25 protein-coding genes are annotated in these 25,479 nt (G+C 58.8%); 18 read left to right on the top strand and 7 right to left on the bottom strand.

Going from position 1 to position 25,479, the window contains the following annotated elements; all coding sequences use genetic code 11:
- Positions 1–10: 10 nt before the first annotated feature.
- Positions 11–634 carry a threonine export protein RhtC gene (gene rhtC / locus C1N84_RS17770; protein WP_021506963.1) on the top strand — a complete coding sequence of 208 codons (624 nt, stop codon included), beginning with the start codon at positions 11–13 and terminating at the stop codon, positions 632–634.
- Positions 635–715: 81 nt separating this feature from the next.
- Here rhtC and rhtB read toward each other — a convergent pair whose 3' ends face one another.
- Positions 716–1,339 carry a homoserine/homoserine lactone efflux protein gene (rhtB, locus tag C1N84_RS17765; protein WP_021506962.1) on the bottom strand — a complete coding sequence of 208 codons (624 nt, stop codon included), beginning with the start codon at positions 1,337–1,339 and terminating at the stop codon, positions 716–718.
- Positions 1,340–1,442: 103 nt separating this feature from the next.
- Here rhtB and pldB point away from each other — a divergent pair, with 103 nt between their 5' ends.
- Together pldB and yigL are read left to right on the top strand one after the other, a co-directional pair.
- Entirely contained in the window at positions 1,443–2,438 is a 996-nt protein-coding gene (gene pldB, locus C1N84_RS17760; RefSeq protein WP_058775518.1) for a lysophospholipase L2, read from the top strand.
- A 32-nt stretch (positions 2,439–2,470) separates the two neighbouring features.
- Positions 2,471–3,271 (top strand): sugar/pyridoxal phosphate phosphatase YigL, encoded by an 801-nt coding sequence (gene yigL / locus C1N84_RS17755; protein ID WP_058758117.1) that lies wholly within the window; start codon positions 2,471–2,473, stop codon positions 3,269–3,271.
- A gap of 34 nt (positions 3,272–3,305) precedes the next feature.
- On the opposite strand, the gene glpT is transcribed toward yigL, so the two are convergent.
- A complete protein-coding gene (gene glpT, locus C1N84_RS17750) occupies positions 3,306–4,646 on the bottom strand; it encodes a glycerol-3-phosphate transporter (RefSeq protein WP_264441786.1) in 1,341 nt (446 codons plus the stop codon).
- 404 nt (positions 4,647–5,050) lie between these two features.
- On the opposite strand from glpT, the gene C1N84_RS17745 reads away from it, so the two are divergent.
- Positions 5,051–5,929: a carboxylate/amino acid/amine transporter gene (locus C1N84_RS17745; protein ID WP_088516577.1), complete on the top strand. Its 879-nt coding sequence runs from the start codon at positions 5,051–5,053 to the stop codon at positions 5,927–5,929.
- Here the strand turns inward: C1N84_RS17745 and C1N84_RS17740 are convergent.
- Both C1N84_RS17740 and metR read right to left on the bottom strand, forming a co-directional pair.
- Positions 5,926–6,408, bottom strand: coding sequence for a YehS family protein (locus C1N84_RS17740; RefSeq protein WP_021506956.1), 483 nt, complete (start codon positions 6,406–6,408; stop codon positions 5,926–5,928). The genes C1N84_RS17745 and C1N84_RS17740 overlap by 4 nt on opposite strands.
- A gap of 90 nt (positions 6,409–6,498) precedes the next feature.
- Positions 6,499–7,431, bottom strand: coding sequence for an HTH-type transcriptional regulator MetR (gene metR / locus C1N84_RS17735; protein WP_264441784.1), 933 nt, complete (start codon positions 7,429–7,431; stop codon positions 6,499–6,501).
- Positions 7,432–7,657: 226 nt separating this feature from the next.
- On the opposite strand from metR, the gene metE reads away from it, so the two are divergent.
- Complete coding sequence (gene metE / locus C1N84_RS17730) at positions 7,658–9,928, top strand: 5-methyltetrahydropteroyltriglutamate--homocysteine S-methyltransferase (protein WP_264441782.1); 2,271 nt, start codon at positions 7,658–7,660, stop codon at positions 9,926–9,928.
- A 52-nt stretch (positions 9,929–9,980) separates the two neighbouring features.
- Here metE and C1N84_RS17725 read toward each other — a convergent pair whose 3' ends face one another.
- The gene (locus C1N84_RS17725) at positions 9,981–10,820 is read right to left on the bottom strand and encodes a dienelactone hydrolase family protein (RefSeq protein WP_264441781.1); all 840 of its coding nucleotides are present in this window, start codon (positions 10,818–10,820) and stop codon (positions 9,981–9,983) included.
- Positions 10,821–11,120: 300 nt separating this feature from the next.
- On the opposite strand from C1N84_RS17725, the gene udp reads away from it, so the two are divergent.
- From udp to tatD, 10 genes are all read left to right on the top strand, one after another.
- A complete protein-coding gene (gene udp, locus C1N84_RS17720) occupies positions 11,121–11,882 on the top strand; it encodes a uridine phosphorylase (protein WP_021506952.1) in 762 nt (253 codons plus the stop codon).
- A gap of 100 nt (positions 11,883–11,982) precedes the next feature.
- Positions 11,983–13,254, top strand: a complete 1,272-nt coding sequence (locus C1N84_RS17715; protein ID WP_264441780.1) for a tetratricopeptide repeat protein — start codon at positions 11,983–11,985, stop codon at positions 13,252–13,254.
- A 117-nt stretch (positions 13,255–13,371) separates the two neighbouring features.
- Positions 13,372–14,883, top strand: a complete 1,512-nt coding sequence (gene rmuC, locus C1N84_RS17710) for a DNA recombination protein RmuC (protein WP_021506950.1) — start codon at positions 13,372–13,374, stop codon at positions 14,881–14,883.
- A gap of 75 nt (positions 14,884–14,958) precedes the next feature.
- Positions 14,959–15,717, top strand: coding sequence for a bifunctional demethylmenaquinone methyltransferase/2-methoxy-6-polyprenyl-1,4-benzoquinol methylase UbiE (ubiE, locus tag C1N84_RS17705; protein WP_125310335.1), 759 nt, complete (start codon positions 14,959–14,961; stop codon positions 15,715–15,717).
- 6 nt (positions 15,718–15,723) lie between these two features.
- Entirely contained in the window at positions 15,724–16,329 is a 606-nt protein-coding gene (locus C1N84_RS17700; RefSeq protein ID WP_058758122.1) for a ubiquinone biosynthesis protein UbiJ, read from the top strand.
- Positions 16,326–17,963 (top strand): ubiquinone biosynthesis regulatory protein kinase UbiB, encoded by a 1,638-nt coding sequence (gene ubiB, locus C1N84_RS17695; RefSeq protein ID WP_021506947.1) that lies wholly within the window; start codon positions 16,326–16,328, stop codon positions 17,961–17,963. Before C1N84_RS17700 ends, ubiB begins: the two co-directional genes overlap by 4 nt.
- 110 nt (positions 17,964–18,073) lie before the next feature.
- Positions 18,074–18,316 carry a Sec-independent protein translocase subunit TatA gene (gene tatA, locus C1N84_RS17690; RefSeq protein WP_010618194.1) on the top strand — a complete coding sequence of 81 codons (243 nt, stop codon included), beginning with the start codon at positions 18,074–18,076 and terminating at the stop codon, positions 18,314–18,316.
- A 9-nt stretch (positions 18,317–18,325) separates the two neighbouring features.
- On the top strand, positions 18,326–18,853 hold the full coding sequence (tatB, locus tag C1N84_RS17685; RefSeq protein WP_104094213.1) for a Sec-independent protein translocase protein TatB: 528 nt from the start codon (positions 18,326–18,328) through the stop codon (positions 18,851–18,853).
- A 2-nt stretch (positions 18,854–18,855) separates the two neighbouring features.
- Positions 18,856–19,617: a Sec-independent protein translocase subunit TatC gene (gene tatC / locus C1N84_RS17680; protein ID WP_021506945.1), complete on the top strand. Its 762-nt coding sequence runs from the start codon at positions 18,856–18,858 to the stop codon at positions 19,615–19,617.
- A 108-nt stretch (positions 19,618–19,725) separates the two neighbouring features.
- Positions 19,726–20,508 carry a 3'-5' ssDNA/RNA exonuclease TatD gene (gene tatD, locus C1N84_RS17675; protein WP_058758125.1) on the top strand — a complete coding sequence of 261 codons (783 nt, stop codon included), beginning with the start codon at positions 19,726–19,728 and terminating at the stop codon, positions 20,506–20,508.
- Here tatD and rfaH read toward each other — a convergent pair.
- Positions 20,505–20,993, bottom strand: coding sequence for a transcription/translation regulatory transformer protein RfaH (gene rfaH / locus C1N84_RS17670; protein WP_031279607.1), 489 nt, complete (start codon positions 20,991–20,993; stop codon positions 20,505–20,507). The two genes, tatD and rfaH, sit on opposite strands and share 4 nt — an antisense overlap.
- 209 nt (positions 20,994–21,202) lie before the next feature.
- Here rfaH and pepE point away from each other — a divergent pair, with 209 nt between their 5' ends.
- The 3 genes from pepE (at position 21,203) to fre (ending at position 24,225) form a co-directional block, all read left to right on the top strand.
- Positions 21,203–21,934, top strand: a complete 732-nt coding sequence (pepE, locus tag C1N84_RS17665; protein WP_058758126.1) for a dipeptidase PepE — start codon at positions 21,203–21,205, stop codon at positions 21,932–21,934.
- Between the two features lie 73 nt (positions 21,935–22,007).
- Positions 22,008–23,492 (top strand): 4-hydroxy-3-polyprenylbenzoate decarboxylase, encoded by a 1,485-nt coding sequence (gene ubiD / locus C1N84_RS17660; RefSeq protein ID WP_021506941.1) that lies wholly within the window; start codon positions 22,008–22,010, stop codon positions 23,490–23,492.
- 31 nt (positions 23,493–23,523) lie between these two features.
- The gene (gene fre / locus C1N84_RS17655; protein WP_021506940.1) at positions 23,524–24,225 is read left to right on the top strand and encodes an NAD(P)H-flavin reductase; all 702 of its coding nucleotides are present in this window, start codon (positions 23,524–23,526) and stop codon (positions 24,223–24,225) included.
- An 88-nt stretch (positions 24,226–24,313) separates the two neighbouring features.
- Here fre and fadA read toward each other — a convergent pair whose 3' ends face one another.
- Positions 24,314–25,477, bottom strand: a complete 1,164-nt coding sequence (gene fadA, locus C1N84_RS17650) for an acetyl-CoA C-acyltransferase FadA (protein ID WP_031279606.1) — start codon at positions 25,475–25,477, stop codon at positions 24,314–24,316.
- Positions 25,478–25,479: the final 2 nt, after the last annotated feature.

Below are 25,479 nucleotides of genomic sequence, written 5' to 3'. Positions count from 1 at the left end.
GAAATAAACCATGCTGATGTTATTTGCCACCGTCGCGCTGGTGCATCTGGTTGCGCTGATGAGTCCGGGACCGGACTTCTTTTTTGTCTCACAGACCGCCGCCAGCCGCTCGCGCAAAGAGGCGATGATGGGCGTGCTCGGCATTACGCTGGGGATTGTGATTTGGGCCGGTGTCGCGCTGATGGGCCTGCATCTGATTCTGGAGAAAATGGCGTGGCTGCATGAAATCATCATGGTCGGTGGCGGGCTGTATCTGCTGTGGATGGGCTGGCAGCTGCTGCGCTCGGCGCGTCAGCGTCACAAGCAACCTCATACGGAAGCGCCGGTGGTTGAGCTGCCAAAGCGTGGCATGAGCTTCCTCAAAGGGTTTCTCACCAACCTGTCTAACCCGAAAGCCATCATCTACTTCGGCAGTGTGTTTTCACTGTTCGTGGGCAACGATGTGGGCGCGATTGAGCGCTGGGGCCTGTTCCTGCTGATCGTCGGTGAAACCTTTGCCTGGTTTACCCTGGTGGCGGCGATTTTTGCCCTGCCGTGGATGCGCGATAAGTATCAGCGGATGGCGAAGTGGGTGGACGGTATGGCGGGCGTGCTGTTTGCCGGGTTTGGTATTCACCTCATCATCTCCCGATAAGATCCCGAACCGTAGCGGCGCAATTTATTGCGCGTTTCAACTGGGCGCGATAAAGCGTGCCGCTACGATCAGTGCCAATCGTTACGCCATTTTACGTGCGCTGGCCAGCAGTGCGCCGACCGCCATAAACAAGCCACCAAACACCCGGTTCAGCAGCTTCATCTGCTTCGGACCTTTGATCCAGCCAGCAATGCGCGTCGCCAGCGTGGCGTAACCAATCATCACAATGATGTCGACCACGATGGTGGTCACGCCGAGCACCAGATACTGCATCAGCTGCGGCTGGTGCGGCACGATAAACTGCGGAAACAGCGCGGCGAGAAACACAATGCTCTTTGGATTGGTGAGATTCACCAGCAGCGCTCGCTGAAACAGACGACGACGCGGCATCGCTTTGGCCACCGCATTGAGATCGATTCCGCCCGCTGAGCGCCACTGCTGAATGCCAAGCCACACCAGATAGGCCGCGCCCGCCCATTTCAGTACCTCAAACGCCAGCACCGACTGCGAAAATAGCGCGCCCAGACCGGCGCCCACCAGCACAATATGCACGGCGAGACCCAGCTGTAATCCGGTAATTGAGGCTGCCGCACCGCGATAGCCGTGGCTGATGCCGGTGCTCATGGTGTTGATCGCGCCGGAACCGGGCGAGAGGCTGAGGATGGTCGTGGTTAACAGGTAGGTTAACCACCATTCAATGGTCATGGGTGACATTCCCTGAAGAGAGTGAAGTGTGACACAATACGCCAGAAAATCGCGCTGCGCTATTAAGTGCAGAGCCGCGTTTGACGTTTTTTCAGGGGGACGGATGCAGCAGCATAAACAGAGTTGGCTCGGACGTGAGCACGCTTTTTCAGCCTTTGCTACCGGTCCGCTGCTCGACTTCTGGCGTCAGCGTGAAGAGTGTGAATTCAGCGGCGTGGGCAATCTGACCATTCGCTATGTGCGCTTCACCTCACCGCAACACCGGCGTGTCATCCTGATTGTGCCCGGACGCATCGAAAGCTACATCAAATACCCCGAGCTGGCCTATGACCTGTTCCACTGCGGCTACGATGTGGTGATTATCGACCATCGCGGTCAGGGGCGTTCAGACCGGCTGCTGGCCGACTCGCATCGCGGTCACGTGGTGGAGTTCAGCGATTATGTCGACGATCTGGAAACGCTGTATCTGAAAGAGATCGTCAGCCATCACTATCAGCAGCGCTACGTGCTGGCGCACTCGATGGGCGGCGCAATTGTGGCGCTGTTTCTGGCGCGCCAGCCGCAGGCCTTCCACGCGGCGGTGTTTTGTGCGCCGATGTTTGGTATCGTGCTGCCGCTGCCGCCGTTTCTGGCGCACCGCATTCTCGACTGGGCGGAAAAGCTGCCCGCGCTGCGCGACGGCTACGCGCTGGGCACCGGACGCTGGCGCGCCAGCCCGTTTGGCATTAACCGGCTGACGCACAGTCGCGAACGCTATCGTCGCAATCTGCGCTTTTACGCTGACGATCCGGCGATTCGCGTCGGCGGCCCGACCTATCACTGGGTGCGGGAAGGGATTCAGGCCGGACGCCATATCCTTAATCAGGTGGCGCAGATTACGACACCGATTCTGCTGCTGCAGGCCAGTGAAGACGACGTGGTGGATAACCGCGCGCAGGATCTGTTTTGTGAGGCCATGGCGGCAGCGGGACATGCGGTGGAAGGCACCACGCCTTACATCATTCAGGGCGCGCGTCACGAGATCCTGTTTGAAACAGACGCCATGCGCGCCGAAGCGCTCAATGCGGTGGTCGACTTTTATCAGCGCCACCGTGACTAATGTATTCTTAGACATCAATACCAGAGGCCTACATGTACCACATCGTTGCATCCGACCTGGATGGCACGCTGCTTTCTCCGCAACATCGTCTGACGCCGTTTGCCCGCACCACGCTGCAGGAACTGGTGGCGCGCGATGTGCATTTTATCTTTGCCACCGGACGCCACTACATCGACGTCGGTCAGATGCGCGATAAGCTCGGCATTCCGGCGTATATGATCACCTCAAACGGCGCGCGCGTGCACAACGCCGACGGCGAACTGGTGTTCAGCCACAATCTGGACAGCGATATCGCCAGCGAGCTGTATGGCCTGAAGTATCACGATGAGAAAATCCTGACGCACGTTTACCGCGACGATGAGTGGCACATCAGCCGCCATAATCCGCAGGAAGCGGAGTTTTTCCAGGAATCGGTGTTCACCTATCAGGTGTATCAGCCCGGCATGCTGGCCACCGACGGCATCAGCAAAGTGTTCTTCACCTGCGACGATCCGGAGCATCTGGTTCCGCTGGAACAGGCGATTGAAGCGCGCTGGGGTGACCGGGTTAACGTCAGTTTCTCGCTGCCCACCTGTCTGGAGGTGATGGCTGGCGGCGTCTCGAAAGGGCACGCGCTGGAAGCGGTGGCGAAACAGCTTGGCTATTCGCTGAAAGAGTGCATCGCGTTTGGCGACGGCATGAATGATGTCGAGATGCTGAGTATGGCGGGCAAAGGCTGCATCATGCGTAACGCCCATCAGCGCCTGAAAGATACCCTGCCGACGCTGGAAGTGATTGGCAGCAACGCCGATGACGCGGTGCCACAGACGCTGCGTAAATTATTCCTCGCCTGAATAAAACGGGCCGGTATGCACCGGCCCGCTCAGATTACGCCTGCTGCTGCTTGTGGCGATGCTCGCTGACCATGGTCAGCAGCAGTAACACCACCGCCAGCACCGATCCGACAATCATCACTAAGAAACCGCCGTCCCAGCCGAAGAAATCCACGGTGTAACCGACAATCGCACTGGCTGCCACCGATCCGCCGAGATAGCCGAACAGACCGGTAAAGCCTGCCGCAGTGCCGGCCGCTTTTTTCGGTGCCAGCTCCAGCGCGTGCAGACCAATCAGCATCACCGGACCGTAGATCAGGAAGCCAATGACGATCATGCAGATCATATCTATGCCCGGATTGCCCGGCGGGTTCAGCCAGTAAATGATGGTGGCGATGGTCACCAGCGTCATGAAAAACACCCCGGTGGCGCCGCGATTGCCGCGGAATACCTTGTCCGACATCCAGCCGCACAGCAGCGTGCCCGGAATCCCGGCGTATTCGTACAGGAAATAGGCCCACGAGGATTTATCCAGCGTGAAGTGCTTCACCTCTTTCAGATAGGTTGGTGACCAGTCGAGGATGCCGTAGCGCAGCAGATAAACGAACACGTTGGCCAGCGCGATGTACCACAGCAGCTTATTCGGCAGCACGTACTGCATTAAAATCTGCTTCGCCGTCAGCTCCTGTTCGTGGTTCTCGCTGTAATCCGGCGGATAGTCATTCTTCCATGCCTCAATCGGTGGCAGCCCGCACGACTGCGGCGTATCGCGCATCAGCGCAAAAGCGATGATGGCGACGAGGATGGCACCAAACGCCGGCATATAGAGCGCGGCTTTCCAGTCGTTAAACCACGCCATGCCGAGCAGGAACAGCAGCGGAGGAATGCCGCCACCCACGTTGTGCGCGCAGTTCCATACCGACACAATGCCGCCGCGCTCTTTCTGCGACCACCAGTGCACCATGGTGCGTCCGCACGGTGGCCAGCCCATGCCCTGGAACCAGCCACACAGAAACAGCAGCACGAACATCACCATGATGCTTGAGGTTGCCCACGGCACGAAGCCCATCACCAGCATCACGGCGGCGGCGAGAATCAGGCCGGCGGGCAAAAATACCCGCGGGTTGGAGCGATCCGAGACCGATCCCATGATGAATTTGGAAAAACCGTAGGCGATGGAGATGCCGGAGAGGGCAAAGCCAAGGTCGCCGCGGGAAAAGCCCTGTTCGACCAGGTAAGGCATCGCCAGCGCAAAGTTTTTGCGCACCAGATAATAGGCGGCGTAGCCAAAGAAAATGCCGAAGAAGATCTGCCAGCGCAGACGACGATAGAGCGGATCGACGCGATCGTCCGCCACCTGGGGCTGGTGTGGTGCAGGTTTAAAAATACTCAACATCAGAATGGCCCTCCAAGGGCGCAATATAGTTATCGATTCCCAGCAGGTTGGGGCAAAAAAAGTACGACAGCGAACAGAAAGCAACCTTTCCATTTCGCGCACAGAATAGTGATGGTTACGCGCAGTTACTGTGACGTGTGACACATATGTTACAGTTTTATGACAATAAAGAGCGATATAAACCAGTAAATGTTGGATTTCGCGCATTTGTGCCAGAGAAAACGGCGCGCTGCCTCATAAAAATCGCCGCCCGCCGGTCAACCCGCCATGCGGACGCGTGCCTGCTGACCGGGCAGGGAAGATGCGATCGTGTTTAATTTCATCACATGTCAACCAGATTATCCCGCCAGCGCGCTGTAGTTTGTTTACACTAGCGCCAGTGTTGAACTTTAGGATACATAACCGTGCTGTTGCTGATCGTTACCACCATTCTGTGGGCTTTTTCTTTTAGTTTAATCGGGGAGTATCTGGCGGGGCAGGTGGATACCTGGTTCTCGGTGCTGATGCGTTTAGGCCTGGCGGCGCTGGTCTTTCTGCCGTTTCTGCGCTGGCGCGGTTACCGCGCCTCAACGTTGCTGCTCTATATGCTGGTGGGCATGCTGCAATTAGGCATCATGTATCTGATCAGCTTTGAGGCTTATCTCTATCTCAGCGTGCCGGAATTCCTGCTGTTTACGGTGATGACGCCGCTGTATGTCACGCTGATTTATGACCTGCTCAGCAAGCGCCCGCTGCGCATTGGCTATGCCTTTAGCGCCCTGCTGGCGGTGCTCGGTGCGGCCATTATCCGCTACGACAAAGTCAGCGATGATTTCTGGTTCGGACTGCTGCTGGTGCAGGCGGCTAACATCTGCTTTGCGATTGGCATGGTGGGCTATAAGCGCCTGCAGGAAGTCCGTCCAATGCCGCAGCACACCGCGTTCTCGTGGTTCTATCTTGGCGCGGTGCTGATCGCGGTAATCGCCTGGTGCATCTGGGGCAATCCGCACAAGCTGCCGACCACCACGCTGCAGTGGGGCGTGCTGGTGTGGCTGGGCGTGGCCGCATCCGGACTGGGTTACTTCATGTGGAACTACGGCGCGACCCAGGTCGATGCCGGGACGCTGGGCATTATGAACAACATGCACGTGCCGGCAGGATTACTGGTGAACCTGGCGATCTGGCAGGAGAAACCGCACTGGCCGAGCTTTATCGCCGGGGCGATAGTGATTTTTGCGTCCCTGTACGTGCATAAACGCTGGGTACTGGGACACACGGCCAAAAGCGGCAGTTCAGGCGCTTAGCTTTTTTTCGCGGGTGTCGATGGCCGCTGAATCAGCGTTAAGCCTTTCAGGAAGTTACGCAGAATCTGGTCACCGCACTCGCGATAATTTTTATGATCCGGATTACGGAAAATCGCGCCGATCTCGGCCTGTGACACCTTGAAGTTAGCCTTCAATAAAATATCCGGGATATCGGTGGTTTTCAGCGCGAAGGCGATGCGTAACTTTTTGAGAAAGATATTATTGTTCATGCGGCGCTCAACCGACGGGGCCGGCGCGTCTTCGCTTTTGCCGCGACGGTAGAAAATCAGACCGTTGAGGAAGTAGCCCATCAGCACATCCGGCAGTTTACGAAACGCCTCATCGTCATCTTTCTTCAGCCACGCCTGCACATCTTCACGCGGTACTTCACTGCCCGCCAGCGCAAAAATCTCCACCACTTTGCTGTCGCTCAAATCCAGCATATAGCGCACGCTGCGCAGCACATCGTTATTGGTCATGGTGAAACTCTCCGGTAGCGGTTAAGGCGGCGCATTATAGAGCAGGCAGGGCGGGGATAACAGCACGGGCGACATTGGCCGCCCGCGGCATCAGGACGAGACCGGCTGCAGTGAACCGGGGCGCGAGGCATCGCGCACGTAAGGCAGGTGCTCGCAGGCGTGCTGACGGGCAAAGCGCACAAAGGCCTCCAGCACCGGCTGCCGCTGCTCGCCGTCGCGCATCGCCGCATATAAACGGCTCCACAATCCGTCGCCCAGCGTGCGTGTCACCACCAGCCCCTGGTGCTCAAAGCTCTCTACCACCCAGTGCGGCAGCGCGGCAATGCCCATGCCGGCCGACACCATCTGGATCAGCAGCAGCGTATTATCCACGTTCTTCAGCGCCGGGCTGACGCCGGCTGGCTGTAAGAAGTTACGCCACACGTCCAGCCGCTGACGCTGTACCGGATAGATCATCAGCACCTCATCGGCCAAATCTTCCGGCGTGATGTGGGCCAGCTGCGCCAGGCGGTGATCCGGCGCCAGCACCAGCCGCACCTCAAAATCAAACATCGGCGCATAGAACAAACCGCTGCGCGGCAGAATATCGGACGTCAGCACCACGTCCAGTTCGCCCTGCTGCAGCGCCGGCTGCGGATCAAAGGTCACGCCGGATTTGAAGTCCATCACTACCTGCGGCCAGCTCTGACGGAAATTGTTCAGGGCCGGCGTCAGCCACTGGATGCAGCTGTGGCATTCGATAGCGATGCGCAACGTGGTCTGATGCGGCTCATGACAGGCCTGCAGCGCCTGCTGGATCTGCGGCAGAATCTGCTCCGCCAGCTGCAACAGAATCTCTCCCTGCGGCGTAAAACGGAGCGGCTGGCTCTTACGCACGAACAGCCGGAAGCCCAGCCGCTGTTCCAGGTCGCTGAACTGGTGAGACAACGCCGATTGCGTCTGATGAAGCTGGGCGGCGGCGGCAGCCAGCGAGCCGGTGTGCCGTAACGCCTGCAGCGTCCGCAGGTGTTTGAGTTCGATCATGAGAGTCCTTCACATCGAGATTGAACAAATTGCGCTTGAGACACATACAGTACCCGCAGATTATAGCGGTGTAAACATCTGGACGGCTAAACATCTCAGTCAGACGCGACGGCCACTTTACCTTTGTCCAGCTAACACGCTCAGCGCACGGCAGGATTGCCCGCTGGATGAACGTAAATCGGTTGCTGCGACTGTCGCACAGCGAACAACTTCTGGAGAATCTCACATGACCATTCTGAACCATACTCTCGGTTTCCCTCGCGTCGGGCTGCGCCGCGAACTGAAAAAAGCGCAGGAAAGCTACTGGGCCGGGAACAGCTCACAGGACGAACTGCTGGCGGTGGGTCGTGAACTGCGCGCCCGTCACTGGCAGCAGCAGAAAGACGCCGGTGTTGATCTGCTGCCGGTCGGCGATTTTGCCTGGTACGATCACGTGCTGACCACCAGCCTGCTGCTCGGTAACGTACCGGCACGGCACCAGAATAAAGACGGCTCGATTGACCTCGACACCCTGTTCCGCATCGGCCGCGGTCGGGCGCCCAGCGGCGAGCCCGCAGCAGCGGCAGAGATGACCAAATGGTTTAACACCAACTATCACTATATCGTGCCGGAATTTATTCAGGGTCAGCAGTTCCGTCTCAGCTGGACGCAGCTGCTGGACGAGGTGGATGAAGCGCTGGCGCTCGGCCACACCATCAAACCGGTGCTGCTGGGGCCGGTGACCTATTTATGGCTGGGTAAGGTGAAAGGTGACGCCTTTGACCGCCTGTCGCTGCTGCAGGCCATTCTGCCGGTGTACCGTCAGGTGCTGGCAGAACTGCGTCAGCGCGGCATCGAATGGGTGCAGATTGATGAGCCGGCGCTGGCGCTGGAACTGCCGCAGGCGTGGCGCGAGGCGTTTAAACCGGCGTACGACGCGCTACAGGGCGAAGTGAAACTGCTGCTGACCACCTACTTTGACAGCATTGGTCAGAATCTTGATGTCATCAAAACGCTGCCGGTGCAGGGCCTGCATGTTGATCTGGTGCACGGCAAAGACGATCTCCAGCAGCTCAACCAGCAGATCCCGGCGGACTGGCTGTTGTCGCTGGGGGTGATCAATGGCCGTAACGTCTGGCGCGCCGATCTCACCCGCTGGTATGAGCGCCTGCAGCCACTGCTTGGCCAGCGTCAGCAGCTGTGGATTGGATCTTCCTGTTCACTACTGCACAGCCCCATTGACCTGAGCGTGGAAAACCGCCTCGACGACGAGGTAAAAAGCTGGTTCGCCTTTGCGTTACAGAAGTGTACGGAGCTGTCGCTGCTGAGTCAGGCACTGAACCAGCACGATGCCGCTGCGCTGCACGCCTGGAGCGCGCCGATTCGCGCCCGGGCAAACTCTGCTCGCGTGCACAACCCCGCCGTGGCGCAGCGTCTGGCGCAAATCCAGGCCAGAGACACTGAGCGCAACAGCAGCTACACCGTGCGTGCTCAGGCGCAGCGTCAGCGCTTTAACCTGCCGGCGTGGCCCACCACCACCATCGGTTCTTTCCCGCAGACGACCGAGATTCGCGGCCTGCGCCTCGACTTCAAAAAAGGCAACATTGACGGCGGCCACTACCGCACCGGTATCGCGGAACACATCCGACAGGCGATTGCGGAGCAGGAGCGTCTGGGGCTCGACGTGCTGGTGCATGGCGAAGCCGAGCGTAACGACATGGTGGAGTACTTCGGCGAAAACCTCGACGGCTTTGTTTTCACGCAGAACGGCTGGGTACAGAGCTACGGCTCGCGCTGTGTTAAGCCGCCGGTGATCATCGGGGACGTCAGCCGCCCGCAGCCGATTACCGTCGAGTGGGCAAAGTATGCGCAGTCGCTGACCGACAAACCGGTGAAGGGCATGCTGACCGGACCGGTCACCATCCTGTGCTGGTCGTTCCCGCGGGAAGACGTGACGCGCGAAACCATCGCAAAACAGATTGCGCTGGCGCTGCGCGACGAAGTGCAGGACCTGGAAAAAGCCGGTATCGGCATCATTCAGATTGACGAACCGGCGCTGCGTGAAGGCTTGCCGCTGCATCAGTCTGACTGGGCAGCCTACCTGCGCTGGGCGGTGGACGCGTTCCGCCTCAACGCTGCGGTGGCGCAGGACGAGACGCAGATTCACACCCACATGTGTTATTGCGAGTTCAACGACATCATGGATTCGATTGCCGCGCTGGACGCCGACGTCATCACTATCGAAACCTCACGTTCTGATATGGATCTGCTGGATGCGTTTAAAGCGTTTGAGTATCCGAACGAAATCGGGCCGGGCGTGTATGACATCCACTCACCCAACGTACCGAGCGTGGAATGGATGGAAGATCTGCTGCGCAAAGCGGCGCAGAGTATTCCGCAGCAGCGTCTGTGGGTGAACCCGGACTGCGGCCTGAAAACGCGTGGCTGGAGTGAAACGCGTCAGGCGCTGGCCAACATGGTGAAAGCGGCGCAGAAGCTGCGCGCCGAAACCGTTTGATGGCAGGATAATACGTTGTGTTGTTGAGTTGGGGCGCGCTGGCGCCCCTTTTTTATTCTGCGTTCGGCGCGACGCCATACTGCTTAAACCACGCCAGCATGCGCTGCCAGCCATCCTGTGCGGAATCGGCGTGGTAGCTCGGACGATAGTCGGCGTTGAAGGCGTGACCAGCTTCCGGATACACCACAATCTCGGCTTTGGCATTGGCCGCGTGCAGGGCCTGGCGCATCTTATCGATACTCTCCAGTGGAATGCTTTCATCCTGGCCACCGTACAGTCCCAGCACCGGTGCATTCAAATCCACTGCAATATCAATAGGATGTTTCTGCTGCTTCAGCGTTTTCTCGCCCTCCAGGCGACCGTACCAGGCGGCGGCGGCGCGCACCTGCGGATTATGAGCGGCAAACAACCAGCTGATGCGACCGCCCCAGCAGAAACCGGTGATCGCCAGACGACGGATATCGCCGCCGTGACGCGCCGCCCAGTTGGCCAAGTGGTCGAGATCCGACAGTACCTGCGAATCCGGCACTTTGCTCACCAGCTCTTTGAACAGGGTAGGGATATCGTTGTAATCGTTGGGATCGCCTTCGCGGAAATAGAGCTCCGGCGCCACGGCGAGATAGCCTTCCAGTGCCAGACGGCGGCACAGATCGCGGATGTGCTCGTGCACGCCGAAAATTTCCTGCACCACCAGCACGACCGGCAGCGTGCCGCTAAACTGTTGCGGACGAGCATAATAAGCCGGCAGGTTCTCACCCTGGCTCGGCACGGACGTCTCGCCCGCGTGAATGGCATCGCTGGCGGTAATGATGGTGCTGGCTGCGGTGGGCTGCACCGCTGGCGCAAAGCCGTCGGTGGCGGATTTTTGTGCCATATTGTCTTCGGTTTTCATGGTTCTCTCCGTGCTAGCAAGTGCGCAATCACGTAACTATAGCCTGGCCTTACGGCAAGGCTGGCGTAGGGTACGGGGGATGGTTAACCTGATCTGCTTCTCTATTAACACTGCCTTTTACGGTTACACAGCACCGCTTGTAGCAATTCAGCGCAGCAGACCGCTAATATGTGATTGGAGTCACACAATATCTTTAGTTCAATGTAACTTTCATTATTGATAGTGAATTCAGTCACATATTTATCCGGGCCGCTGACGTAAAGTGGCGCGCTTATTCCCCTTATCTTCCAGGAGTCTGATATGGCCCAGTCTGACGTTTTCCACCTTGGCATCACCAAAGCCGATTTGAAAGGAGCCACGCTGGCGATTGTTCCTGGCGATCCGGAGCGCGTGAAGAAAATCGCAGCGCTGATGGAGAATCCACAGCACCTCGCGTCGCACCGTGAATTCACCACCTGGCTGGCGGAGATCGACGGCAAACCGGTGGTTGTCTGTTCCACCGGTATTGGCGGTCCGTCTACCTCTATCGCCGTTGAAGAGCTGGCGCAGCTGGGCGTGCGTACCTTCCTGCGTGTGGGTACCACCGGCGCGATTCAGCCACACATCAACGTGGGTGATGTGCTGGTGACCACCGCCTCGGTCCGTCTGGACGGTGCCAGCCTGCACTTTGCGCCGATGGAATTCCCGGCGGTGGCTGACTTCGCCTGCACCACCGCGCTGGTGGCCGCGGCAGAAGCCTGCGGCGCGACCACGCATATTGGTGTCACCGCCTCGTCAGACACCTTCTATCCTGGCCAGGAGCGCTACGACACCTTCTCCGGACGCGTGGTGAGCCGCTTCCAGGGCTCGATGAAAGAGTGGCAGCAAATGGGCGTGCTTAACTATGAGATGGAATCCGCTACACTGTTAACCATGTGCGCCAGTCAGGGACTGCGTGCCGGCATGGTGGCTGGCGTCATCGTGAATCGCACGCAAAAAGAGATCCCGGATGCGGCCACTATGAAGCAGACAGAAAGCGATGCGGTGAAAATTGTGGTGGATGCCGCGCGTCGTTTACTTTAGCGCGCCAGTCAGGGAATGATTTCGAGACCAGGCTTATAGGGAGCTCAGCAATTGCCTGATTAGAATGCGCGCAATTTCAGCCGATTCTGAGAAATTTCCTATGCGCAAAACGATCTCTGTCCCACGTCCGGGTTTTACCAGCCGCCCTGCTGCAATGCAGGCCTACGTTGAGAGTGCCGCCGCGCGCTTTCGTCAGGCAATGGCCGCGTCAGATTATCCTCTGGCGCGCCAGTGCTGCGAAGAAGTGCTGCGCGTCATGCCTAACCAGATGCAGGTGCTCAGCGACTACGCGCTGACGCTGATGCGCGTCGGCGAACATAAAAAATCCTACAAGATTTACCAGAAAATCTATCAGGCACCGGCGGCGCAGCGCGCGCAGGCGTCGGAAACCTGGCTGGATGGCCTGACGGAAGTGTGTGGCTGGCTGGATAAGAAAGATGAAGTGGCGCGTTATGGCCTGGAATCGCTCACCCAATCTGATATGCGTTTCAGTCAGGGCGCGAAAGCGACTTTTCCCGCACCGGCGCCTGCGCCGATTAACCGCAGCAATCCGGTAGAAAATATCATCTCCTTCAGTCTGTATGGCGGTCAGCCGCGCTATTGCGAAACTCTGATCAAAAACGTTGAGGTGGCGCGCGAGCTCTATCCGGACTGGATGTGCCGCATCTATCTCGACGACAGCGTGCCGCAGCACGTGTGGCAGCGCCTGACCCAGCCAAACACCCAACTGGTGGATATGTCGCAGGAGAAAACCATTTTCCCTACGCTGTGGCGCTTTCTGGTGATGGACGATGCCAGCGTAAAACGCTACATCGTGCGGGATGCGGATTCGCTGCTGTCAGAGCGCGAAGTCGCGGCCGTCGATGCCTGGCTGGTTTCGCCATTCTGGTTCCACCACATGCGCGATTATTACTCGCACACCGAGCTGTTACTGGCCGGCATGTGGGGCGGCTGTCACGGCGTGTTTCACAATGTGGAGCAGCAGATGCGCGACTTTATCGCGCAGTATGACGGCAGCGAGCGCTTTACTGACCAGTACTTCCTCAAGGTAGCGCTGTGGCCGACGGTGCGCGACAGCATCCTCAATCACGACGATATCTTTCACTTCCACCACGCGCAGCCGTGGCCGGCGCATGCGCCGATTCGCTGGCAGACCGACAGCTTCCACGTCGGCAGCAACGCCGGTTTCGCCAGCATGGCCGGCAAAGTGGCCAACGCCGAAAATGGCCAGCAGCAGGTGGAGCTGACCTATGGCGGCAACAGCTGGTGCTATCCGGCGAAGGTGAAAAGCGACAGCGAATGGGTGCTGCCGATGCCGTTTTTCCTGATCGACGCCTGGAAAGCGGGCGACCTGACCGTACGCGCCCTGTAGTTGCCCGGACGGTGCCCATCGCGCCCGCGATAAAATCCGCGGGTTGCCATGAATGTTCTGGACATTCATACAGTGGCGCTCTACCTTCTCCTCAGCGAGACGATCCGCGGGGGGATTATGGATCAGCAACTTATCATCAGCGGCGCGCTGGCGCTGGCCGGTTTGGGCATTGGCTGGATTATTGCCCAGCTGCGCGCCGGCCATCAGCACGCCAGCTTCACCACTGAACGCCGCCTGCTGGAACAGGCGCAGCAGCGTCAGCAGCAGCAGCTGGAACAGCTGCAACAGCAACTGCAGCAGCGCGAACAGGAGCTGCGCCAGCTTCACGGCACGCTTAGCGGCGCGCAGGAGCGCCTGCAGCAGCTGGATTACTGGCGGGCCGAGAGTGAACAGCTCAGCCGCGAGCTGCGTAATCAGCTGGAAGTTAACAGCGCGCAGGAAGCCGAACTGCGGGAAGTCACCATTCGATTAGAAGAGACGCGTTTCGCCGCTGAGGAGAAGCAGCGTCTGCTGACTAACAGCGAACAGCGCCTGAGTGCGCAGTTTGAAAATCTTGCCAACCGAATCTTCGAAAACAGCGGAAAACGCGTCGACGAGCAGAACCGGCAGAGCCTCAACAGCCTGATCGGCCCGCTGCGCGAACAGCTGGACGGCTTCCGCCGCCAGGTCAACGATAGCTTCGGCCAGGAAGCGCGTGAACGCCACACGCTGGCGCACGAGATTCGCCAGTTGCAGCAGCTCAACGCACAGATGGCGCAGGAAGCGATCAACCTCACCAAAGCGCTGAAGGGCGACAATAAAATTCAGGGCAACTGGGGCGAAGTGGTGCTCAGCCGGGTGCTGGAGGCGTCGGGCCTGCGCGAAGGCTACGAGTACCAGACCCAGGTCAGTGTGCAGCTGGAGCAGCAGGGCCGTATGCAACCGGATGTGATTGTGCGTCTGCCGCAGGGTAAAGATGTGGTGATTGACGCCAAAATGACGCTGATTGCCTATGAGCGCTACTTCAACGCCGACGATGAGCTGACGCGCGAACAGGCGATTCAGGAGCACATCAACGCGGTGCGCGGCCATATCCGGCTGCTGGGGCGTAAAGATTATCAACAATTGCCCGGTTTACGCTCGCTGGATTATGTGCTGATGTTTATTCCGGTCGAACCGGCGTTTTTGCTGGCGATCGATCGCCAGCCGGAGCTGATCAGCGAAGCGCTGCAGCAAAACATTATGCTGGTCAGCCCGACCACGCTGCTGGTGGCGCTGCGCACCATCAATAATCTGTGGCGCTATGAGCATCAGAGCCGTAATGCCCAGCGCATCGCCGACCGTGCTGCGCGCTTGTACGACAAGATGCGGCTGTTTGTCGATGACATGAGCGGCATCGGGCATAGCCTCGACAAAGCGCAGCAGAGTTATCAGCTGGCGATGAAAAAGCTGGCACAGGGGCGCGGCAACCTGATCGCCCAGAGCGAGTCGTTTCGTGCGCTTGGCGTAGAGATCAAACGGCCCATCAACCCGCAACTGGCAGAGCAGGCGCAGCCCGACGCGGCGGATGATACATGGGCCGATGACAGCGAGCCCGCTGAAAATGCGGCAGATTCTTCCGCCGCTTCCCTGCGCCGCATCAACGAATAACACGCCGGTGGCGTGCTCGGATCGCCCGACTCTGATACACTTCGGGAAGTATTGTTTGTGGAACAGGTAAAACCGATGGCAGATGAATCACAGCAGGAAACTACCCATTTTGGCTTTCAGACCGTCGCCAAAAGTGAAAAGGCCGATAAAGTCGCGGACGTGTTTCACTCCGTCGCGGCGAAATATGACCTGATGAACGATCTGATGTCGTTCGGCATCCATCGCGTCTGGAAGCGTTTTACCATCGACAGCAGCGGCGTGCGCCGCGGTCAGCGCGTCCTGGATCTGGCCGGCGGTACCGGCGATCTGACGGCAAAATTCTCGCGCCTGGTCGGTGAAACCGGTCAGGTGGTGCTGGCGGACATCAACAGCTCAATGCTGAAGATGGGACGCGAAAAGCTGCGCAACCTCGGCGTAACCGGCAACGTCAGCTACGTGCAGGCTAACGCAGAAGCGCTGCCGTTCCCGGATAACTATTTCGACTGCATCACCATCTCCTTCGGCCTGCGTAACGTGACCGAAAAAGAGAAGGCGCTGGCGTCGATGTTCCGCGTGCTCAAGCCGGGCGGCCGTCTGCTGGTGCTGGAGTTCTCTAAACCGGTTTTCGAGCCGCTGAGCAAAGCCTACGACACTTACTCTTTCCACATTCTGCCGCGCATCGGCCAGCTGGTGGCAAAAGACGCGGAGAGCTATCGCTATCTGGCGGAGTCGATTCGTATGCATCCGGATCAGGAAACCCTGAAGGCGATGATGAACGACGCTGGCTTTGAAAATACCAGCTACTACAACATGACCGGCGGCATTGTGGCGCTGCATCGTGGCTTTAAGTTCTGATTAATCATGACTTTTACCCCTCTCATCACCGGCGGTCTTGAGACCGCCCTGAACCGTGTGTTGTACCGCGATCGCAGCCTGAAAACCGCACGCCAGCGTCTGGCCGGCAAAGTCCTGCTGCTGCGCCTGCAGGAGCTGGATTTTCCGCTGGTGCTGGTGTTCAGTGAAAACCAGCTGGATGTGCTGAGTGACTGGCAGGACCGCAGCGACTGCAGCGTCAGCCTGCGTTTCAGCACGCTGCCTAAGCTGCGCGATCGTCAGCAGCTGACCAGCCTGATTCGCAGCGGTGAGCTGGACGTGGAAGGCGATCTGCAGGTGGTACAGCAATTCTCCGCGCTGATGGATCTGGCTGAACTCGATCCGGCCGAATATCTCGCGCCGTGGGTGGGCGACATCGCGGCACAGGGCATCAGCCAGGCCGCTCAGCGTGCGCTGGCCCAGCTCAGACAGCAGGTCACCCGCCGTCAGGATTATCTGGGGCAGGTGCTGACCGAAGAGTGGCGCGTGGCACCGGGGGCGCTGGAGCAGGCGTGGTTTTGTGAGGAGGTAGAAGCGATGGAACGTGCGCTTAATGCGTTTGAGGCGCGTTTGGCACAGCTGGAGGCGAAATGACGCTGGGAGAAATTCGGCGCTTATACTTCATTATCAAAGTTTTTCTGACCTACGGGCTGGATGAACTGATTCCGCATATGCGCATTACGCTGCCGCTGCGGCTGTGGCGACGCTGTGTTTTCTGGATCCCCAACCGGCACAAAGAAGCTGAGATGGGCATCCGTCTGCGTCTGGCCATGGAGCAGCTCGGTCCGGTTTGGATCAAGTTCGGTCAGATGCTCTCGACGCGCCGCGACCTGTTCCCGCCGAAAATTGCCGATGAGCTGGCGATTCTGCAGGACCGCGTGGCACCGTTCGACGGCGTGAAAGCCAAAGCGCAGATTGAGCGTTCGATTGGCGGCCCGGTGGAAACCTGGTTCGACGACTTCGATATCAAACCGCTGGCATCGGCTTCGATCGCCCAGGTGCATACCGCGACACTGAAATCCAACGGCCGCGAAGTGGTGATCAAAGTGATTCGCCCGGATATCCTGCCGGTGATCAAAGCTGACATGAAGCTGATTTACCGCCTGGCGCGCTGGGTGCCACGTCTGCTGCCGGACGGTCGCCGTCTGCGTCCGATGGAAGTGGTGCGCGACTACGAAAAAACGCTGATTGATGAACTCAATCTGCTGCGTGAAGCTGCCAATGCGATTCAGCTGCGCCGCAACTTCGACCAGAGCCGCATGCTGTACGTGCCGGAAGTGTTCTCCGACTACTGCAGCGAAACCATGCTGGTAATGGAGCGCATTTACGGCATTCCTATCTCCGACGTTGCCACGCTGGAGCAGCACGGCGTCAACATGAAGCTGCTGGCCGAACGCGGCGTACAGGTGTTCTTCACCCAGGTGTTCCGCGACAGCTTCTTCCACGCCGATATGCATCCCGGCAACATCTTCGTCAGCTACGAGCATCCGGAAGATCCGCAGTATATCGGCATTGACTGCGGCATCGTTGGCTCGCTGAACAAAGAAGATAAGCGCTACCTGGCGGAAAATTTCATCGCCTTCTTCAACCGCGACTACCGCAAAGTGGCCGAGCTGCATGTCGACTCGGGCTGGGTACCGCCGGATACCAACGTGGAAGATTTTGAGTTCGCGATCCGCACCGTGTGCGAGCCGATTTTCGAAAAGCCGCTGGCGGAAATCTCCTTTGGTCACGTGCTGCTCAATCTGTTCAACACCGCGCGCCGTTTCAATATGGAAGTGCAGCCGCAGCTGGTGCTGCTGCAGAAGACCCTGCTGTACATCGAGGGCATCGGCCGTCAGCTCTATCCGCAGCTCGATCTGTGGAAAACCGCCAAGCCGTTCCTGGAGGACTGGATTAAGGATCAGATCGGCATTCCGGCCATCCTGCGGGCGGTGAAAGAGAAGGCGCCGTTCTGGGCGGAGAAACTGCCGGAGCTGCCGGAGCTTTTTTACGACAGTATGCGCCAGCACAAGTTATTGCAGCACAGTGTCGATAAACTCGTCACCGATTTAAACGCGCAGCGCACCCGGCATCATCAGGCACGTTATCTGTTTGGCGTCGGGGCTACACTGTTATTAAGTGGCACCGCGGTGCTGTTGAGCCGGCCTGACTGGGACTTCTTCCCGGCACTGTTAATGGCCGCCGGCATCGTCACCTGGCTCATCGGCTGGCGCAAGACAAACTGATTGTCTGCCTGGTGCAAATCGCGTAATGTCGCAGGCTTAAGTCCGGGTAAAAACGGACTTTCTGTGCGTTACAGTTAACCGTTTTTCACAGAATATTAGAGGCATATCTCATGGGCGGTATCAGTATTTGGCAATTGTTAATCATTGCCGTCATTGTTGTACTTCTGTTCGGTACCAATAAGCTTCGTAACCTGGGTTCGGATTTAGGCTCTTCCATTCGCGGCTTCAAAAAAGCCATGAGCGATGAAGACGAGAAAAAGGATCAACCGAAAGAGCAGGACGCTGACTTCAACGCCAAACTGGCAGACAAACAGCACACCCCGGCGAGCAAAGACGACGCCCGGGACAAGTAAGGTAAAACTGTGTTCGATATTGGTTTTAGTGAACTGGTATTGGTGTTCGTGATCGGGCTGATTGTACTGGGCCCGCAGCGCTTACCGGTTGCGGTGAAAACCGTTGTTGGCTGGATCCGGGCCATTCGCTCGCTGGCTGCTAATGTGCAGAACGAACTGGCCCAGGAGCTGAAACTGCAGGAGCTGCAGGACAGCCTGAAAAAGGTCGAAGAGGCAGGACGCGGCACGCTGTCGCCGGAGCTGAAGCAATCCATGGAAGAGCTGCGTAAAACCGCGGACTCCATGAAGCGCTCGGTGCAGCAAAGCATCGATATCGAGAAAGCGGAAGATGAAGCCAACACCATTCATCAGCCGCCCGCTGCCGCGCCACAGCCCGCTGCCGCACCGCAGCCCGCAGAGCCGCACAGCGTCGTGACGCCGGCCAGCGCGGCACATCAGGCCAGCGCCCCGGCGCAGGCGCCGCAGCCTGCACCAGCCACCAGCCACAGCGACTCCGTCGCGCCTGCGTCCACTCCTCCCGTAAAAGATGAACGATAAACATGGCCGTTGAAGATACCCAACCGCTCATCAGCCACCTGATTGAGCTGCGCAAGCGTCTGCTGAACTGCATCATCGCGGTGTTTGTTATCTTCCTGTGTCTGGTTTACTTCGCCAACGACATCTATCACGCGGTGGCAGCGCCTCTGATTAGCCAGATGCCCGCCGGCGCCAGCATGATCGCCACCGACGTGGCCTCACCGTTCTTTACGCCGATCAAACTGACCATCATTGTGTCGGTGTTTCTTGCGGTGCCGGTGATTCTTTATCAGGTCTGGGCGTTTGTCGCCCCCGCGCTGTATCGCCATGAGCGCCGCCTGGTGATGCCGCTGCTGTTCTCCAGTACGCTGCTGTTTTATGTCGGCGTGGCCTTTGCCTACTTCATTGTGTTCCCGCTGGCATTTGGCTTCTTCGCCAAAACCGCGCCGCAGGGCGTCACCATCGCCACGGACATCACTAACTACCTCGACTTTGTCATGACGCTGTTCATGGCGTTTGGCGTGGCGTTTGAGGTACCGATTGCCATCGTGCTGCTGTGCTGGACCGGCATTACCAGCCCGGACGATCTGAAAAAGAAACGGCCGTATATTCTGGTCGGCGCGTTCGTGGTTGGGATGTTGCTCACACCGCCGGACGTTTTCTCGCAAACTTTGCTCGCTATTCCGATGTACTGCCTGTTTGAAGTCGGCGTATTCTTCTCCCGCTACTATGTGGGTAAAGGACGTCAGGCGGCAGACGATGAGGAACAGAACCCCGACGCCTGATGTCTTTTATGCAGGGCATCCCGCTGATGGGGTGATGATGAATCTTAACCGCCCGCCTGCCGGGCGGTTTTTTCTATCCGTCGCTTGAAGACGGAATGGGGAGCAAACATGTTTGATATCGGTGTAAACCTGACCAGCACGCAATTCGCAAAAGATCGCGATCAGGTGGTAAAACGCGCGCGCGAAGCAGGCGTCACCGGCCTGTTAATCACCGGCACCAATGCCCTGGAGAGCCAGCAGGCGCGTCAGCTGGCGACCCGGCACGCGGGCTACTGCTGGTCGACCGCCGGCGTGCACCCGCATCATGCCAGCGAGTGGTCGGCGGAAACCGCCAGTACGCTGCGCCGCCTGGCTGACAGCGAGCAGGTGGTCGCGATTGGTGAATGCGGACTCGACTTCAACCGTAATCTTTCTGCGCACGAGCAGCAGGAGTACGCGTTTGATGCGCAGCTCCAGCTGGCGGCGGAACTGCAGCTGCCGGTGTTTTTACACTGTCGTGAGGCGCATGAACGTTTTCTGGCGGTGCTGCAGCCGTGGCTGCCGAAACTGGTGGGCGCGGTGGTGCACTGTTTTACCGGCACGCGTGACGAGCTGGAAGCCTGCCTGGCGCTGGGTTTATCGGTGGGCATTACCGGCTGGGTGTGCGATGAACGGCGCGGAATGGCACTGCGTGACATGCTGCCGCTGATTCCGGCAGATCGTCTGCTGCTGGAGACGGACGCACCCTATCTGCTGCCGCGCGATATGCGTCCGCGTCCGACCTCGCGCCGTAACGAACCCTGCTTTCTGCCGCATATCGTTCAGCAGGTGGCGCACTGGCGTGGTGAACAGCCAGACGCACTGGCGGCACGCGTCGACCACAACGCACGTCAGCTATTCAGGCTGGCTTAAACCTTACGGAACTGCTTGTTGTCCACGCTGCGCATCACCTGTTTATTCAGCAGGTTAAGCAGCAGGATTGAGCGGGTTTCACCATCGGGCTCGGCAAAGATAGCGCGCAGCCCTTCAAAGGTGCCGTCGGTGATCAGCACTTCATCACCGACCTGCGGCGTTTCCGGATCCAGCAGGATCTGCGGCGCATCGGTTTGCAGCGCTTCGATCACTTCATACGGCACCGTCGCGGGCATGGCACCAAAGCGCACAAAGTGGCTGACGCCGCGCGTGCTGCTGATGGTGGTGGTGTGAATCGCTTCCGGATCGAATTCGATAAACAGATAGTTGGGAAACAGCGGCTCACTCACGGTGGTGCGTTTGCCGCGCACAATCTTCTCCAGAGCGATCATCGGGCTGAGGCAATTCACCTCCTGCCGCTCAAGATGCTCCTTCGCGCGCAACAGCTGACCACGTTTGCAATAGAGTAAGTACCAGGATTCCATAACTGCTCCCAAATAATGGACGCTAAGAATAACAAACCTGTTGTCAGAGTTATAGCGCATCGGCGGCCGGAAACCCGGTCACACAAGAAAAATCTCTACGAATTATCCGATTGGTGCGGCGAACTAACGCTTTTCAGCAAGAAAATTGACGTCTGGCGATCATCTGTATCAGACTGCCAACCCATTAGACGAAGAAAAAGGACGGGCTGATGGAACTGTTTTTACTGAGCAATGGCAAAGTGGCCGACGATGCGCCGCTGCTGAGCTATGCGCATCCGCAGCTGCACGCGATGATTGCCCAGCGCGGCATCACCTCGGCGGTGCTGGTGCCCTACGCCATTATTCGTGACGATCACGCCCAGCGTGCGCAGGCGTTGTCTCAGTCACTGGGCATTCCGGTGCGCACGGTACACGAGTTCGAGACACCGGTTGCGGCCATTGAGCAGGCGGAGCTGATTCTGGTGAGCGGCGGCAATACCTGGCTGCTGAACCAGATGCTGCACGAGCAGGGGCTGATCGTGGCGATTCAGCGCGCAGTGCGCGAGCGCGACGTCCCTTACGTTGGCTGGAGCGCGGGCTGCAACGTGGCGACACCGTCGATTCGCACCACCAATGATATGCCGGTACGCAGCAGCGTGGTGCTGCCTGCGCTGGGCCTGTTCCCGGTGCAAATCAATCCCCACTATCTGGATGCCCACGTCAGCGGCCACATGGGCGAAACCCGTGACGAGCGCCTCGCCGAATTTTGTGCGGTGAATCCGCAGGAGTCGGTGATTGCGCTGCGTGAAGCCAGCTTCCTGCACGTCAGCGAAAACCGCCTGCGCTACTACAGCGCGCGCGGCGAAGATTTTAAAGTGTTCCGCCACGGTGAGGCGATTGCCGCGTATCACGATGTGCTGGCCCTGCAGTCGCTGGTGCCGTTTTCCTGTCAGCCCGCCTGACGCAGAAACTCAAACACGCTGGCGTGAACAAACTTATAATGACGCTTCACTCTGGCCGGAAGACTAACGCCGCATGAAATATCAGGATTTACGAGACTTTCTCGCGCTGCTGGAACAGCGCGGCGAGTTAAAGCGCATTACTCAGGAGATCGATCCTGTCCTCGAGATGACCGAAATCGCCGACCGCACGCTGCGGGCCGGTGGCCCGGCGCTGCTGTTCGAAAACCCGAAGGGCTACAGCATGCCGGTGCTGTGCAACCTGTTTGGCACGCCGAAGCGCGTAGCCATGGGTATGGGCCAGGAAGAGGTCAGCGCGCTGCGCGAGGTGGGTAAGCTGCTGGCGTTTCTGAAAGAGCCGGAGCCGCCGAAGGGGTTCCGCGATCTGTTCGATAAGATGCCGCAGTTCAAACAGGTGCTGAATATGCCGACCAAACGGCTGCGTAATGCGCCGTGTCAGGAAGAGATTTTCAGCGGTGACGAGGTCGATCTGGCGCGCATCCCGGTCATGAAATGCTGGCCGGGCGATGCGGCGCCGCTGATCACCTGGGGTTTAACCGTCTCGCGTGGACCGCATAAAGAGCGGCAGAATCTCGGCATTTATCGTCAGCAGGTGATTGGTAAAAATCGGGTGATCATGCGCTGGCTGTCGCATCGCGGTGGCGCGCTGGATTTCCAGGAGTGGTGCAAAGCGCATCCCGGTGAACGCTTCCCGGTGGCGGTGGCGCTGGGCGCCGATCCGGCCACCATTCTTGGTGCGGTCACGCCGGTGCCGGATACGCTATCGGAATATGCGTTTGCCGGTCTGCTGCGCGGCAACAAAACCGAGGTGGTGAAGTGCGTCTCGAACGATCTGGAAGTGCCGGCCAGCGCCGAAATCGTGCTGGAAGGCTACATCGAACCGGGCGACATGGCGCCGGAAGGGCCGTACGGCGATCACACCGGCTACTACAATGAAGTAGACAGCTTCCCGGTGTTTACCGTGACGCACGTAACCCAGCGGCGCAACCCGATTTACCACTCTACCTACACCGGCCGTCCGCCGGATGAGCCCGCGGTACTGGGCGTGGCGCTGAACGAAGTGCTGGTGCCGATTCTGATCAAACAGTTCCCGGAGATTGTGGATTTCTATCTGCCGCCGGAAGGCTGCTCTTATCGCCTCGCGGTAGTGACGATTAAAAAACAGTATGCCGGTCACGCCAAGCGCGTGATGTTCGGCGTGTGGTCGTTCCTGCGCCAGTTTATGTACACCAAGTTTGTGATTGTGTGTGACGATGACGTCAACGCGCGTGACTGGAACGACGTGATTTGGGCCATCACCACGCGGATGGATCCGGCGCGTGATACGGTACTGGTAGAAAACACGCCAATTGACTATCTCGACTTCGCTTCGCCGGTTTCCGGACTTGGCTCGAAGATGGGACTGGATGCCACCAACAAGTGGCCGGGTGAAACCCAGCGTGAATGGGGGACGCCGATTGTGAAAGATCCTGCGGTTACGGCGCGTATTGATGCAATCTGGGATGAGTTAGCGATCTTTGCCGAGCCGCCGCAGCGCTGATGGCGGCTGAGAACCATAAAAAAGGGCACCTATGACGACGTTAAGCTGCAAAGTGACTTCGGTTGAAGCAATTACGGACACGGTTTACCGCGTGCGGTTAATTCCGGCGGCGGATTTTAGCTTCCGCGCCGGCCAGTATCTGATGGTGGTGATGGATGAGCGTGACAAGCGCCCGTTTTCGCTGGCATCGACGCCAATGGAAAAGGACATCATTGAGCTGCACATTGGTGCCTCAGAACTGAACCTGTACGCCATGGCGGTGATGGATCGCATCAAAAACGATCGGCAGATCACCGTGGATATGCCGCACGGCGACGCCTGGCTGCGTGAAGACAGCGCGCGGCCGATTGTGCTGATTGCCGGCGGCACTGGCTTCTCCTATGCGCGTTCGATTCTGCTGACTGCGCTGGCGCAGCAGCCGGATCGCGATATCGCTATCTACTGGGGCGGCCGCGAGCTGAGACATCTGTACGATCTGGATGAGCTCAATGCGCTGGCGGTGAAGCATCCGAACCTGAAAGTGATTCCGGTGGTGGAACAACCGGCGGAGGACTGGCAGGGGCGCAGCGGCACGGTGCTGACCGCGGTGATGCAGGACTATGCCAGCCTGAGCGGACACGATATCTATATTGCTGGCCGGTTTGAGATGGCAAAAATTGCACGCGAGCGCTTCTGTGCCGAACGTGGTGCGTTAGAAGCGCAGATGTATGGCGATGCGTTTGCCTTTATCTGATGTGTGATGCGGTGCGCATGCACGTGCCGCTGCAAAAAAAAGCCCGCCCGGTTGGGCGGGAACACGTGCAAGTGTAGTGGTCAACGTATTAAACCCGTTCAAATACCGTCGCGATGCCCTGGCCTAAGCCAATGCACATGGTTGCCAGACCAAACTGTGCATCGCGACGCTCCATCAGATTCAGCAACGTCGTGCTGATACGCGCGCCGGAACATCCCAGCGGATGCCCGAGTGCGATTGCGCCGCCGTTAAGGTTCACTTTCTCATCCAGCTGCTCCAGCAGCCCTAAATCTTTCAGGCACGGCAGCGTCTGCGCGGCGAAGGCTTCGTTGAGTTCGAACAGATCGATATCCTGCACGCTCAGCCCGGCGCGCTTCAGCGCCAGCTTACTGGCCGGTACCGGACCGTAACCCATGATCGACGGATCGCAGCCAACCACCGCCATGCTGCGGATGCGTGCGCGCGGCGACAGCCCCAGTTCGCGCGCCCGGCTTTCGCTCATGATCAGCATGGCGGCCGCGCCGTCGGACAGCGCCGACGAACTGCCGGCGGTGACCGTGCCGTTGACCGGATCGAACGCCGGACGCAGCGCGGCTAAGCCTTCAAGGCTGGTGTCCTCGCGAATCACTTCATCGCTGTCATAGCGTTTCAACACGCCATCGGCATCGTGGCCGTAGGTCGGCACGATTTCGCGTTTGAAATCACCGCGCTGAGTGGCGGCCGCAGCGCGCTGGTGTGAACGCAGCGCGAAGGCATCCTGCTGTTCACGGCTGATGTGGTGCATGCGCGCCAGCATCTCGGCGGTCAGCCCCATCATGCCCGCCGCTTTCGCCACGGTGCGCCCCAGGCCAGGATGAAAATCCACGCCGTGGTTCATCGGTACGTGGCCCATATGTTCCACGCCGCCAATCAGACAGCTGTGGGCATCGCCGACCATGATCGCGCGCGCCGCATCGTGCAGCGCCTGCATGGACGAGCCGCACAGGCGGTTAACGGTGCTGGCCGGCACGCGATGCGGGATCTCGGCCAGCAGCGCGGCGTTGCGCGCGATATTAAAGCCCTGTTCCAGCGTCTGCTGCACGCAGCCCCAGATAATGTCATCCAGCGCGGCGGCATCGACGGCCGGATTGCGGCTGAGGAGTTCGCGCATCAGATGGGCGGAGAGATCCTCGGCGCGCACCTGGCGAAAGGCGCCGCCTTTGGAACGGCCCATCGGCGTGCGCACGGCATCAACAATCACTACGTTTTCCATGT

It is taken from the genome of Pantoea sp. SGAir0418 (assembly GCF_043529865.1).
The sequence above is the reverse complement of the archived record's forward strand: the minus strand, read 5'-3'. Positions and strand labels throughout refer to the sequence as shown.